10 protein-coding genes and 1 tRNA gene are annotated in these 13917 nt (G+C 72.3%); 7 read left to right on the forward strand and 4 right to left on the reverse strand.

Annotated elements, in window-relative coordinates:
* The first annotated feature begins 8 nt into the window (after positions 1-8).
* Entirely contained in the window at positions 9-2756 is a 2748-nt protein-coding gene (locus ACFYXA_RS32610; protein WP_352247965.1) for a Tat pathway signal sequence domain protein, read from the forward strand.
* A gap of 36 nt (positions 2757-2792) precedes the next feature.
* Here ACFYXA_RS32610 and ACFYXA_RS32615 read toward each other — a convergent pair whose 3' ends face one another.
* Complete coding sequence (locus ACFYXA_RS32615; RefSeq protein ID WP_352247967.1) at positions 2793-5153, reverse strand: SCO7613 C-terminal domain-containing membrane protein; 2361 nt, start codon at positions 5151-5153, stop codon at positions 2793-2795.
* Positions 5154-5263: 110 nt separating this feature from the next.
* On the opposite strand from ACFYXA_RS32615, the gene ACFYXA_RS32620 reads away from it, so the two are divergent.
* The gene (locus ACFYXA_RS32620; RefSeq protein ID WP_389039732.1) at positions 5264-5710 is read left to right on the forward strand and encodes an SRPBCC family protein; all 447 of its coding nucleotides are present in this window, start codon (positions 5264-5266) and stop codon (positions 5708-5710) included.
* Positions 5711-5749: 39 nt separating this feature from the next.
* Positions 5750-5821: transfer RNA gene (locus tag ACFYXA_RS32625), tRNA-Val, on the forward strand.
* A 96-nt stretch (positions 5822-5917) separates the two neighbouring features.
* Here the strand turns inward: ACFYXA_RS32625 and ACFYXA_RS32630 are convergent.
* Positions 5918-6643 (reverse strand): exonuclease domain-containing protein, encoded by a 726-nt coding sequence (locus ACFYXA_RS32630; protein WP_130444444.1) that lies wholly within the window; start codon positions 6641-6643, stop codon positions 5918-5920.
* Positions 6644-6834: 191 nt separating this feature from the next.
* Here ACFYXA_RS32630 and ACFYXA_RS32635 point away from each other — a divergent pair, with 191 nt between their 5' ends.
* The 3 genes from ACFYXA_RS32635 to thrS all read left to right on the forward strand — a co-directional run bounded on the left by ACFYXA_RS32635 (position 6835) and on the right by thrS (position 10804).
* Positions 6835-7401 carry a DUF4365 domain-containing protein gene (locus tag ACFYXA_RS32635; protein WP_352247971.1) on the forward strand — a complete coding sequence of 189 codons (567 nt, stop codon included), beginning with the start codon at positions 6835-6837 and terminating at the stop codon, positions 7399-7401.
* Entirely contained in the window at positions 7398-8684 is a 1287-nt protein-coding gene (locus ACFYXA_RS32640; RefSeq protein ID WP_389039737.1) for a hypothetical protein, read from the forward strand. Before ACFYXA_RS32635 ends, ACFYXA_RS32640 begins: the two co-directional genes overlap by 4 nt.
* 143 nt (positions 8685-8827) lie before the next feature.
* On the forward strand, positions 8828-10804 hold the full coding sequence (gene thrS / locus ACFYXA_RS32645; protein ID WP_389039740.1) for a threonine--tRNA ligase: 1977 nt from the start codon (positions 8828-8830) through the stop codon (positions 10802-10804).
* Positions 10805-10837: 33 nt separating this feature from the next.
* Here the strand turns inward: thrS and ACFYXA_RS32650 are convergent, their stop codons facing one another.
* On the reverse strand, positions 10838-11497 hold the full coding sequence (locus ACFYXA_RS32650; RefSeq protein WP_352247977.1) for an ion channel: 660 nt from the start codon (positions 11495-11497) through the stop codon (positions 10838-10840).
* Positions 11498-11564: 67 nt separating this feature from the next.
* On the opposite strand from ACFYXA_RS32650, the gene ACFYXA_RS32655 reads away from it, so the two are divergent.
* Positions 11565-12125 (forward strand): HIT domain-containing protein, encoded by a 561-nt coding sequence (locus tag ACFYXA_RS32655; protein WP_165430497.1) that lies wholly within the window; start codon positions 11565-11567, stop codon positions 12123-12125.
* Positions 12126-12150: 25 nt separating this feature from the next.
* Here ACFYXA_RS32655 and ACFYXA_RS32660 read toward each other — a convergent pair whose 3' ends face one another.
* Complete coding sequence (locus ACFYXA_RS32660) at positions 12151-13812, reverse strand: hypothetical protein (protein WP_352247979.1); 1662 nt, start codon at positions 13810-13812, stop codon at positions 12151-12153.
* Positions 13813-13917 lie beyond the last annotated feature (105 nt).

Raw genomic sequence — 13917 nt, forward strand, 5'->3', positions numbered from 1 at the left:
CGCATCCCATGTCTCCCATCCCCCGCAGGTCCCTGCTCAAGGCGGCCGCCGTCGCCGGCGCCGCCGCCCAGTTCAGCTGGGCTCTGGGGACCAAGAACGCGCAGGCCGCTCCGCAGGCCGCAGCCGCCGCGCCGGCCGACACCGACCCGGTCACCCTGGACTGGCTGGAGGACGGCGGCCTCGGCGCCGCCCCCGGCTCCACCCTCGGCGTGCCCTGGCCGATGGGCGCCTACCAGGAGGACCAGACCTTCGCCCTGACCGACGCCGGCGGCAAGGCCGTCCCCGTCCAGTCCTGGCCGATCGCCTACTGGCCCGACGGCTCCCTCAAGTGGACCGCCCACGCGGTCAGTTCGGGTTCCGGAAAGCTCACCCTCACCGCCGGCGCGCCCGCCGCCCCCGCGCGGAAGGTCACCGTCACCGCGAACACCGGCCTCGTCACCGTCTCCACCGGTGTCATCACCGCGAAGATCGGCAAGTCCGGCCCCACGCTGGTCAAGTCCGTCACCCGCGGCTCCACCGAGATCGCCAGGAACGGCCGGCTGGTCATGATCCGGCAGCCCGAGATCGAGGACGACGAACAGGGCAAGGTCAGGACCGAGCAGTTCGAGGGCGCGATCGACACCGTCACTGTGGAACAGGACGGCCCGGTCCGCGCGGTCGTCCGTGTCGACGGCAAACACCGCAGGGGCAGCCGGAGTTGGCTGCCGTTCTCCATCCGCCTCTACTTCTACGCCGGCGCCGACTCCTTCCGCATGGTGCACACGGTCACCTACGACGGGAAGCAGGAACCCGGCAAGGCCGAGGGCGACTTCATCCGAGGACTCGGCGTCCGCTTCACCGTCCCGATGCGCGACCGGTCCTACGACCGCCACATCCGCGTCGGCGGCGAGGGCACCGGCCTGCTGCGCGAAGCCGTCAAGGGCATCACCGGCCTGCGCCGCGACCCCGGCGCGGCGGTCCAGGCGGCCCAGTACGCCGGCCAGAAGCTCCCCGACCCCGCCACCTGGGACCAACGCGTCACCACCCGGCTGCAGTACATCCCCGAATGGGGGGACTACACCCTCTCGCAGCTCTCCGCCGACGGCTTCACCCTGCGCAAGCGCACCAAGAAGGGCCACGGCTGGATCGCCGCCGGCGGCGGCAGGCGCGCCTCCGGCTTCGGGTACGTCGGCGGAGTCAGCGGCGGCCTCTCGTTCGGCCTCAGGGACTTCTGGGAGAGCCACCCCTCCCAGCTCGACATCCGCGACGCCCACACCGACGAGGCCGAGGTCACCCTCTGGCTCTGGTCCCCCGAGGCCCAGCCCATGGACCTGCGCTTCTACCACGACGGCATGGGCCAGGACACCTTCCCCGAACAGCTCGAAGGCCTCAACATCACCTACGAGGACTACGAGCCCGGCTTCGGCACCCCCTACGGGATCGCCCGTACCTCCGAACTCCTCTTCTGGGCCAACGAGTCCACCCCCGCCCCCGAGACGCTCGCCGCCCAGGTCGAGTCGGTCCGCGTGCCGCCGCAGCTCGCCGCCCCGCCCAAGCAGCTCATCAAGGCCAAGGTTTTCGGCCCCGGCCTCTACTCCGAGCCGGACCGCTCCACCCCGGCCAAGGCGAAGATCGAGGACCACCTCGACTTCCTCTTCACCTACTACAAGGACCAGGTGGAGCAGCGCCGCTGGTACGGCTTCTGGGACCACGGCGACATCATGCACACCTACGACACCGTCAGGCACCAGTGGCGGTACGACATCGGCGGCTACGCCTGGGACAACTCCGAGCTCTCACCCGACCTGTGGCTCTGGTACGCGTACCTGCGCAGCGGCCGCGCCGACATCTTCCGCTTCGCCGAGGCGATGACCCGGCACACCGGCGAGGTCGACGTCTACCACCTCGGCAAGTGGGCGGGCCTCGGCACCCGGCACGGCGTCCAGCACTACGCCGACAGCGCCAAGCAGCAGCGCATCGCCAACACCACCTACCGCCGCTACTACTACTTCCTCACCGCAGACGAACGCGTCGGCGACCTCATGCACGCCAACGTCGACTCCGACGAGACCTTCCTCGTCCTCGACCCCATCCGCAAGATCCGCACCGAGCCCTACACGCCCGACCGGCACGCCCTGTCGATCGGCTTCGGCACCGACTGGAGCGGCCTGGTCTCGGCCTGGCTCACCGAGTGGGAGCGCAAGGGCCCCAAGTGGGAGAAGGCCAGGGCGCGCGTCCTGTCGACCATGGAGACCATCGCCGCCCAGCCCAACGGATTCGTGCAGGGCAGCGGACTGTACGACCTCGACACGGGCCGGTTCGCCATCGCCGACAAGCCGGTCGTCGGTGTCTCCCACCTCTCCGCCGTCTTCGGCCTCAACGAACTGTGCGCCGAACTCATCCACCTCGTCGACATGCCGAAGTTCGACGAGGCCTACTACGACTACTGCCGCTACTTCAACGCCACCAAGGCGGAGCAGAAGGCCCGCTACGGCTCCGACTTCGGCAGCCTGCTGCTCTTCCAGGGCCACTCACGCCTCGACGCGTACGCCGCCGTACAGACCGGTGACACGAGGCTCGCCGCACGCGCGTGGGACAAATTCTACAACTCCGACGGCTACAAGGAGTCCGCGCCCTGGCGGACGGAGCCGCTCAGCGGCCCCGCCACCCTGGTGCCGGGCAGCGAGGCCGCCTGGGTGTCCACCAACGACACCGCGCTCTACGGCCTCGCCGCCATCGAGAACCTCGCCCTCCTCGGCGACCGCATGCCGTCGTAGCCGGCAAGGGCTTCAGGGCCGCCAGGGTGTGGGGCCCTAGCCCATCCTCCCCAGGACCTCCCGCACCCGTCGGACGTCCCGGAGCCGCCGCTCGTAGGTCGCGCCGACCGCGAGCAGCAGCAGTCCGGCGAGTGCGGGAGGCGCCCAGCGGGGGAGTGCGTCGGCCACCTGCACCAGGAAGGGCGCCAGTTCGTGCAGGGCGTCCAGGACCAGCACCGAACCGCCGAGGACCAGCGGCGCCTTGAGGCGGTGCTGGGCGCCCAGCAGCGTCACCAGCAGGGCGGCCGCGCCGAGCAGCAGCGGACGCGTCCACTGCGCGTCGCTCCACGCCGCCGCGAGGCTCGGCGCCAGCGTGGCGGCCAGCCCGGGACCGTACGCCGTCCACGACGGCGTCCCCGGATCGCGGCGGCGGCGCCAGGCGCCGATCAGCAGCGCCGGCACGGTCACCGGCAGGGTGTACGCCTCCGGGGCGGTGACGTCCCAGGCGGCGAACCTGACCCAGGCGGCCGCCACGGCCAGGGCGGCCGCCGCGTACCCGGCGGCGCGGCGGTCCTCGCGGAGCGCCGTGCCCGCGGCGATCACCGAGCACAGCCCGAGCACCAGCGCCAGCATCGGCGGATCGGTCACGGCGAGCCCCACGGCGAGCAGCGCGGCGGCGGCACCCGTCACCTCGACGGCCACCCCCGCCGGGCTCCCGGCCAGCCGCGCGCCGAGCGCGGCCGCGACCACGGGCACCAGGAGGACGAGCACGGCGGTGTGTGGGGGCTGCCAGTGCGCCGCCGCGCCCGTCGCACCCGCCAGCGCGGTCGCGTACGCGAGCGCCGCCGGCGCCATGACCGGCGCGAAGCCCGGTCGGCGCGAGGCCACGGCGCACAGCACGGTCAGCGCCGACAGCACCGTCAGCGTCGCCGACTGCGCCGCGAGCGACAGGAAGGCGAGCGGGACGGAGGCGGCCAGAGCGAACCACGGCACGGACAGGAAGGCCGCCGCCACCGCCACGCACCCCACGATCACAAGGCCCGCCGCGTACGGCAGCCGGAGCGTCGCCGCTAGCACCATCGCCACCGTCCAGGCCAGCCCCAGCGCACCGGTCCGCGCCCAGGCGCCCCAGGTCTCCCGCCGTCCGGCCACCACCAGGACGGCGGTGACGGCCGCCAGGACGACGACGGCCTGGACCGGGTACGGCGGCCACGGCACGTCCACGGTGACCGCGGCGCGCGCGTCGGACGGCGCACCCGACCACGGCCGCGCCGCCCAGCCCAGCGGGCCCAGCAGCGTGACCGCGACCAGCGGCGCCGCCCACAGCAGCGCCAACGCGTGCACGACGGCGCCCGCGTGCACCAGACCCTCCCGCACCGGCTCCGCGAACCGGCCCCGGACCGCCGCCACCAGCGCGACGGCGCACGCCAGATGAGCCGGAACCGCCCAGCCGGCGGGCAGCGACACCCGCAGCACGGCCCCGGCCGCCGCCACCAGCAGCAGACCGCCGGTCATCGCGAGCCCCCGCGCCGCCTCGGGCTTCGGCAGCGACCGCGCCACGAGCAGCGCGACAGCCGCCGCGAGGACGAGGAGCGCCGCCGCACGGGCGGCGCCGCCCGCACCGGCAGCCGTCCACGCCAGCGAGCCGGCCGTCAGGACGCCCCCGGCGCCCAGGGCGAGCGCGCCGACGACGGCGGTGACACGGACCGCGCGGACGGCCGCACGCGGCGCCACCGCCGCGTCCAGAGCGGACGTCGCCAGCAGCGCCGCCGAGACCGCGTGAAGATCAGCGCCCGACGCGACGGCCCAGAGCGGCAAGGTCAGTTGAGCCACGGCCAGCGCCGACGGAACCGGCAGCCGCAGCGCGCCGAGACCCCGGCCGTACGCCGCCCACAGCCCCGCCAGCACAGCCGACGCCCCTGCCGTGTACGCCGTCCCGTCCACGCCGCCCAGCGCGACCTCGTACAGCGCGTAGGCGTCCAGCACCGTCAACGCCAGCCCCAGACCGGCCACCGACTCCGCCGTCGAACGCAGCCCCCGCCTCAGCAGCGGCAGCGGCGCGGCCAGCACGGCCACCGTGACCGAGCCCAGCACCGCGGCCCGCCCGGCGATCCCCATGTGACCCCAGCTGACCAGGGTGAACGCCACCGCGGCGATCGTGAGCAGGACACCGCCGAGCATCAGCAGGACGTTCTGCACGCGCGGAGCGCTCGTCTCGGGCGCCACCGCCGCACCGGCCGGACCCGCCTCGGGACTCATCGCCGCACGAGGCGCGACGGGCGGTTTGGACGGCTGCGCCTGCAACGCGGCCAGCAGCCAGGCTCGGCGCGCCAGCAACTGCGCCCGGCGGGCGTCGAGTTGCCACAACTCGGTGTCGAGGAGTCGCAGTTCCTCGGCCGGAGGCGGTATGTGCGTCATGCTTCGGAGTGTGGCCGCCGTCACGGCGCACGGCATGAGCACGGCTACTCAGAAGGTACTCAGAGTCCCCGCGCGGAGCCGCCGGCGCCCGCGCACGGCACACTCGCCCCATGGACTGGACCCACTACCGCTTCCGCAGCCTCTGGTTCCTGACCGCACGCCCCGAAGCGGTGTACGGCGCCCTGGAACGCCCCGAGGACTACCCGCGCTGGTGGCCCCAGGTCCGCGAGGTCACCCGGATCGACGACACCACGGGAGTCATCCGCGTCCGCTCCTTCCTGCCGTACGACATCACCTTCACCGCGCGTGAGACGCGCCGCGACCCGGCTGCCGGGGTCCTCGAGATCGCGATGACCGGCGACCTCGACGGCTGGGCCCGCTGGACGGTCACCCCGCGCGGCACCGGCGCCCTCGCCCGCTACGACCAGGTCGTCGACGTGGCGAAGCCGATGCTCAGGAGGTTCGCCGTACCGGGGCGGCCCCTCTTCCGCGCCAACCACCGGCTGATGATGAGCGCCGGACGACGCGGGCTGAACGGGTACCTGCGAGCGGTTTGAAGGACACCCCGGGGGACCTGTATTGTTCAGTGCGTTCCCGGGCGATTAGCTCAGTGGGAGAGCGCTTCGTTCACACCGAAGAGGTCACTGGTTCGAACCCAGTATCGCCCACCGGGAAAGGCCGGTCCGCACACGCGGGCCGGCCTTCTTCATGCCGTCCCACCCGTCGATGCCGTCCCACCCGCCGGGCGCATGCCCGTCTCACGCTCACGCCGCCGCGGGCAGCGCCGGGCGCAGCGGCCACGACGTGTCCACGGTCTCCGGGGAGCCGCTGCGCGCGAACCACGCCTGGAGCCCACGCGCCTGCGCCGCGTGCCACGCCGTCTGCAACGCGTGCAACTCGGCCGGGGACAGCCGCTCCAGCCGCGCCGCGAACCGCCGGCCCAGCGCCCGTACGAGCTCCAGCGCGGCCGTCGCGTCCGCCGCCGCGTCATGCGCGTCGGCCAACGCCACCTCGTAGTGCGCGCACAGGTCGGTCAGCGTGCGGCGCCCCTTGCGGTAGCGGTCCAGATGCTTGTCCAGGACCCGCGGGTCCAGCACCCTGAGCGGCGCCGGCTCCAGCCAGTGCCCCAGCGAAGAGGCCCGGTGCCGGCGCAGCTCACGGTCGAGCAGCGTCAGGTCGAACGGCGCGTTCATCACCACCAACGGCCGCCCCGCCGCCGCCTGTTCGGCGAGCAGCTCGGCTATCTCGTACATCACCGGCGCCGGCCAGCGGCCGTTGCGGTGCAGATGGTCCTCCGTCAGCCCGTGCACCGCCGTCGCCTCGGCGGGCACCGGCACCCCCGGATTCACCAGCCAGCGGCTCACCCGCGGCCGGACGCCGGGGGCGTCCTGCACGACGAGCGCGGCCGACACGATCCGGTCGGACTCGACGTCGACGCCCGTCGTCTCCGTGTCGAAGGCGGCCAGAGGGCCCTCGTACCAGCACGTCATACCAACTCAACCCCTCGTTCACCAACGGCAGCTGACAGTCCGTCTTCTACCGCTTGGGTGATACCCGTGCTGTTTGCGCCGTACGCCGGTAGGACACAACAGAGGTACGGGTCTTTGCAGTTCAGAGGCTCGACAAGGACTTTCACCCGGATCCCCGAGCGGGATCCGCCGTGCACGAGAGGCTGTTGTCCATGGCGATAGCGCAGCCCGAACGGGGCGGGCTGCTGCCCGACCTCACGGGCCCCCAGCGCGGCACACTCGCCACCACCGCCTGCATGGAGACACTGCAGGTGGCCTATCTGCACGCGGTCGCAGCGGCCGCGGGCTGCTCGCTCTCCCAGCCCTTTCCCGACAACGGCATCGACTGGCACGTCAGCCACAGCGCCCCCGGGCACACCGTCGACGACGAGGTGACCATCAAGGTGCAGCTGAAAGCCACCTACCAGGTCGCGCCGAACCCGCCCGGCCGCACCTTCTCCTTCACGCTCGACAACGACCACCTCAGGAAGCTCGCCCGGACCCCGGTGTCCGTGCACAAGATCCTCGTCGTGATGCTCGTTCCCCGGCTCCGGGACGACTGGCTGCGGGCCGGTCACGACCGTCTCGACCTCAGACACTGCTGCTACTGGGTCAACCTGGCCGGCCACCCGGTCACCGGCCGCACCCGGACCACCGTGCGGATACCGACCGCCCGCGTCTTCGACGACCGGGCCCTGTGCGAGATCATGACCAGGGTCGGGACGGGAGGCAGACCGTGACCCACCGTCCGATCGAAGAAGCACCGCGGCCGGCACGACCGCACCCCGCCGAACCAGGCCGCGCCCGCCGCCCGGAGCCCGGCTGGAGCCGTCCGCCCGACCCCGCCGACGTCGACCCCGCCGTCCTCGGCGTGCTGCTGCGCCGGCACGGCTGGCAGCGGCGCGGCGGCGCCGCCGGACGCTACGGCCGCTGGACCCCGCCCGGCCCGGGCGGCGCCGCCACCAGCCTGCTCGTACCGGAGAGCCGTGCCTTCCCCGACAGCGACGACCTGCTCGGCGAGGCCCTCCAGGCGCTGGCCCGCAGTCAGACGCCCGCCGCCCGCGAGGTTCTCGTCGCCCTGGCCGTCCCCAGCGACGAGATCCGCTGGTGGCGCGACGCCCCGGCCGGACCCGCCGGCACAGCGGGGGCGGCCGGTACCGGGGGGACCGCCGGGGCCGCCTCCTGGGCCGCCGACGAGCAACTGCGCGGCGCCGCCCGGCAGATCCTCCTCGCCGGCGCGCTCGCCACGCACGCGCGTGCCGGCTACTACGGCGCACGGCACCGGCGCACCGCCGCCGCCACGCTGGACAGCGTCCTCGTGGGCGCCGCCACCGAGGGACGCCGGCTGACCGCCTTCGTGCCGGTGGCCACGGGGCGCCCTCTCGCCGTCCGCCTCCACCAGGCCCTGTACGCCGTGCGCGAGGCCATCGACTACCAGCGCGCCGCCGGCGGCATGGACGCCTTCGACGGCGCCGTGGAGGCCGGCGCCAGCCGGGAGCTGACCGAGGCGCTGATCGCTCTCGTCCGGGGCACCGAGGGCGCCCGCGTCGCCGTCGCCTGGGCGCCCGCGGCGGGCGTCCCCGAGGGGTGCGCCGCGGACGCCGAGCCGATCGAGTTCTCGCCCGGCGACCTGCCCGTCCTGCGCGAGGCCGGCGCCCGCTACCTGCGCGAGGAACCCTCCGTGCCCGTGCGGATCACCGGCACCGTGGTGCGGATGCGCAGGGCCGGTCCGCGCGGCGAGGGCAGCGTACGGCTGCGGGTCCTCGCCGGCGCGGAGATCCCGCACGTCCGCCTCAGCCTCGACGAGGAGGACTACCGCATCGCCGGGCAGGCCCATCTCGTCGGGCTGCCGGTGCGGGTGCAGGGCCGGCTGGAGAGCCGGGGCGGCTTCCGCAGGATCACCGGCGCCCAGGACGTCGTTCCCGTCCAGGTGGACGAGGCGGAGCGGGACCGGCTGATGAAGTCCCTGCAGGAGACCGCCGAGATCACCGCCTTCTTCGAGGAGGCGTGCGGCGGGGACTGAGAGGATTCCCGGGGGTGTTCCGTCCCCCGGGCGGGGTCGCCGAGATATCCGTTTCGCGATCGGGCGGCCCGGCTCGGTACGATCCGTCTCATGCGCGCGCTCCCGGTATGGCGTCGCAGTCCACCTTCAGTCAGGAGAGACCGGTGTCAGACGTCCGTGTGATCATCCAACGCGATTCCGAGCGGGAAGAGCGCACGGTGACGACGGGCACCACGGCCGCCGACCTCTTCGCCGGCGAGCGCTCCATCGTCGCCGCGCGTGTGGCCGGCGAGCTCAGGGACCTCACCCACGAGCTGCGGGACGGCGACACCGTCGAGGGCGTCGAGATCACCTCCGAGGACGGCCTGAACATCCTGCGCCACTCCACCGCGCACGTCATGGCGCAGGCCGTGCAGGAGCTCTTCCCCGAGGCCAAGCTGGGCATCGGCCCGCCCGTCAAGGACGGCTTCTACTACGACTTCGACGTGGCGAAGCCGTTCACGCCCGAGGACCTCAAGGCCGTCGAGAAGAAGATGCAGGAGATCCAGAAGCGGGGCCAGAAGTTCGCCCGCCGCGTGGTCACCGACGAGGCCGCCCGTGAGGAGCTCGCGAACGAGCCGTACAAGCTGGAGCTGATCGGCCTCAAGGGGTCCGCTTCGAGCGACGACGGCGCGGACGTCGAGGTCGGCGGCGGCGAGCTCACCATCTACGACAACCTCGACGCCAAGACCGGCGAGCTGTGCTGGAAGGACCTCTGCCGCGGTCCCCACCTGCCCTCGACCCGGCTGATCCCGGCGTTCAAGCTGATGCGCAACGCGGCCGCCTACTGGCGCGGCAGCGAGAAGAACCCGATGCTCCAGCGCATCTACGGCACCGCCTGGCCCTCCAAGGACGAGCTGAAGGCGTACCTGGACTTCCTCGCCGAGGCCGAGAAGCGCGACCACCGCAAGCTGGGCAGCGAACTCGACCTGTTCTCCGTCCCGGAGCAGATCGGCTCCGGCCTCGCGGTCTTCCACCCCAAGGGCGGCATCGTCCGCCGTGTGATGGAGGACTACTCGCGCCGCCGGCACGAGGAGGAGGGCTACGAGTTCGTCTACACCCCGCACGCGACGAAGGGGAAGCTCTTCGAGACCTCGGGCCACCTGGACTGGTACGCCGACGGCATGTACCCGCCCATGCAGCTCGACGAGGGCGTGGACTACTACCTCAAGCCCATGAACTGCCCGATGCACAACCTGATCTTCGACGCGCGCGGGCGTTCCTACCGTGAACTGCCGCTGCGCCTGTTCGAGTTCGGGACCGTGTACCGGTACGAGAAGTCCGGCGTGGTGCACGGCCTCACGCGTGCGCGTGGCTTCACCCAGGACGACGCGCACATCTACTGCACCCGTGAGCAGATGTCGGCCGAGCTCGACAAGACGCTCACCTTCGTCCTCGGGCTGCTGCGCGACTACGGCCTGGAGGACTTCTACCTGGAGCTGTCCACCAAGGACCCGGAGAAGTTCGTCGGCTCCGACGAGGCCTGGGAGGAGGCGACCGAGACGCTGCGCGAGGTCGCCGAGAAGCAGGGGCTGCCGCTGGTCCCGGACCCGGGCGGCGCCGCGTTCTACGGCCCGAAGATCTCCGTCCAGGCGCGCGACGCCATCGGCCGGACCTGGCAGATGTCGACCATCCAGCTCGACTTCAACCTGCCGGAGCGCTTCAACCTGGAGTACACCGGCGCGGACGGCGCCAAGCAGCAGCCGGTCATGATCCACCGCGCGCTGTTCGGCTCCATCGAGCGGTTCTTCGCGGTGCTCCTGGAGCACTACGCGGGCGCGTTCCCCGCCTGGCTTGCGCCGGTGCAGGCGATCGGCATCCCGGTCGGCGACGCGCACGTGGAGTACCTGGAGAAGTTCGCCGCCGCGGCCAGGAAGAAGGGGCTGCGGGTCGACGTCGACTCCTCCTCGGACCGCATGCAGAAGAAGATCCGGACCGCGCAGAAGCAGAAGGTGCCGTTCATGGTCATCGTCGGCGACGACGACATGAACGCCGGCACGGTCTCCTTCCGCTACCGCGACGGCTCGCAGGAGAACGGCATCGCCTTCGACGAGGCCATCGCCAAGATCGCGAAGGTCGTCGAGGAGCGGACGCAGGTCTGATCCCCCGCCACGCCGGCGAAGGCCCTCGGGAGCTCAGTCTCCCGAGGGCCTTCGCTCGTCGCCCTCGCGGGTGAAGGTCTGCATCACCCAGGACGAGAACGACCCCGTGACCGCGCCGAGGAGCGCCAGTCCGCCGGCCATCATCGCCGTCGCGATGGTCCGGCCGAGCGTGGTCACCGGCGTGATGTCGCCGTAGCCGACCGTGCTCAGGGTCGCCGCGGCCCACCACACGGCGTCCCCGAAGGTCCGCATGGTCGCCCCGGGAGCCCCGCGTTCCTGCTGGTAGACCGCGAGCGCCCCGGCGAAGCCGAACAGCACGGTGGACAGCCCGGCGTAGGCGATCACGCGCGCGTACAGGGACAGCCGGGGCTGTCCGCGCCGGCGCTGGATCACGTCGTACAGCGGGACGATCCGCACCGGGCGCAGCAGCGGCAGGAGGACCACGACCGTGTGCAGCAGATGCGTGGTGACGAAGCGCAACCCCTGCCCGCTGAGCCGCCAGCGCACGGCGTAGTCCGCGGCGAACAGCGCGTACAGGGCGATGAGGGTGAAGCCGCACAGGTCCCGCCATCCGGGGGCCAGGTCCACGGCGAGGACGCGGGTGGCGTAGGCCGCGAGGAAGAGCAGCGAGGCCAGGAAGAGCGGGATCTCGGTGCGCTGCTCCCAGCGCGCCGCGAGGCTGTCGTCGTCCACCGGGCCAGCTTGGCCGGTGACCGGGCTCCCGCCGCCCCGGCGACACGCCGCGATCGGGCGAAGCCATATGCTGCCTTGCATGACGAGTGAGCCGGAGCAGCAGATCGGAGTGGGGACGCGGGACGCGTTCCAGCGCCTGTGGACGCCCCACCGGATGGCGTACATCCAGGGTGAGAACAAGCCGAGCGGTCCGGGGGCGGACGACGGCTGTCCCTTCTGCTCGATTCCGGCGAAGTCAGACGAGGACGGGCTGGTCGTGCGGCGCGGCGAGCATGTGTACGCGGTGCTGAACCTGTACCCGTACAACGGCGGTCACCTGATGACGGTGCCTTACCGGCATGTCGCCGACTACACGGATCTGACCGCGCCGGAGACGGCGGAGCTGGGCGAGCTGACGAAGCAGGCGATGACGGCGCTGCGCACCGCGTCGGGCGCGCAGGGCTTCAACATCGGCATGAACCAGGGCGCGGTGGCGGGCGCGGGCATCGCGGCCCATCTGCACCAGCACATCGTGCCCCGCTGGGGCGGGGACACGAACTTCATGCCGGTGGTCGGGCACACGCGCGTGCTGCCGCAGTTGCTGGCGGACACCCGCAAGATGCTCGCGGAGGCCTGGCCGACGGCGTGACGCTCCTCGCCGCGCCGTCGCGGGTTCACGCGTCGTAGGTGTCGGCCTTGCGGGGGGAGACGTCCTGGACGGCGCCGCTCAGCACCGAGGAGCGGGTGCTGAACTTCTCGATGTCGACGTCGTGTTCCTTGAGCACCTTGAGCGCGGCCGTGTGCACCACCCGCAGCACCGGGGCGGCCGCGCGCAGGGCGTCGTCGGCCATGAAGCGGTGCCGCCAGGGCTGGTCGGCCCAGGCGTGCCGCAGGCCGAAGGGTTCGGGCAGGCCGATGGAGCCGCCGAGCCACTTCAGCAGCGGCGGGTACCAGCTGATGGTGGCGCGCGCGGCGAGACGTACGACTTCGTCGGGGGTGACGAGCGGCAGGGTGACCGTGCGGGTCTCCCAGAAGCGGACCGTCTTGGCGACTTCCTTGCTGGGGGCTTCGGGCTTGGTGGTGAACAGGCCGTTGACGGGGCCGAGGGCGTGGCCGGTGACCTCGATGCGCAGCGTCTCGTGGAGCACGGTCACGGTGATCAGCATGGTGATGATCAACTGGCCGTCCCACAGGGGCCATTGGACGCCGAGGTAGTGGCGGTCGCCGCCGCCGAACTGCTGCTGGTCGCAGATCTTCTCGATGGCTTTGGGCTTGACCTGGTAGGCCTCGACGTCCGTGCCGTCGGGCCGGGCCACCGCCGTGGCCTTCTCGCCGACGGGGGTGACGATCCAGTGCCGGACCGAGGGCGGGGGGAAGCCGCCGGTCTTCAGGCTCTGCCGGTTGAGCACGGTGAGCTGGTCGTGGATGGCCCTGATGACGGTCCAGCTGCGGAACTCGTGGATGCCCTTGTTGGGGTCGGTGGGGACGAGTTCCTCCGCGAGGTGCCAGGCGCCCCAGCGGGTTCCCATGCCGAGTATGCCCTTGGGGCCCGCGTAGAACACGGAGTTGGACTGCTGCTCGGCGCTGAGCCGGGCCAGGGACTGGCGCAGTTGCTCGGCGGCGGTGTGGTTGGGGCTCGTGGGCACGGCTTCGGGGACCTTGGCGCCGATGCTGCTGCCGGCGAGGAGGCCGGCCCAGCGGTCGCGCAGGTCCGCGGCGGTGCGTTCGCAGATGCGCTTGGCCAGGAACCAGCCGACGACAGGTGCGACGACCGCCCCGCGCGCGTACCAGCCCCAGAAGCCGGTGAACGGCATACGGAGCAGGAAGATCACGGCGAGTGCGCCGACGGCGACGAGCAGGCCGGTGGCGAGGCCGGAGACGCGTCGGCCGCCCGCCTTCTCCATGGTGGTGCGCAGTTGGAAGACCAGCAGCCAGACGAGCAGGCCGGGCAGGAAGAGCAGGCCGAACACGGCCATGATGCCGGTGAGTTGCTGGTCGCGGCGGCGGCGGATGCCGTTGGCGGCGAGGCAGTGCTCGACCACGACCTGGGGTTCGGCGCCGAAGGACTGGATGAGCGGTGCGCGGCCGACTGCGAGCATGCGGTCGATCACCGCCTGGGAGAACGCCTCGCCGAGGTTGGGCCGGAAGATGCGGGCCCAGCTGCGGCCGGGGTTGACCTTCGACTGGTGCCATTCGTTGTCGGCGTTCTTGATGGCTTCGACGGGGTCGTCCCGGTAGGCCGCCGAGGCCAGGGCGAAGGTCGGCGTCTGCCCTCCGTCGCCCGTCTGCGGCACCTGTGGCCCGAAGATGTCCGCGTAGCTGCTGTCAACGGTCATTCCCGCCCCCATCGCCGCTGTTCCCGCTTCTGCGGCCTTCCCGACTTCCGTGCTCCGCACACCTGTTGATCAGGTCATCAGCGTATCCGCCGGCGCCGGCGGCCG

Source organism: Streptomyces sp. NPDC002566, from assembly GCF_042889585.1.
Lineage (GTDB): Bacteria > Actinomycetota > Actinomycetes > Streptomycetales > Streptomycetaceae > Streptomyces.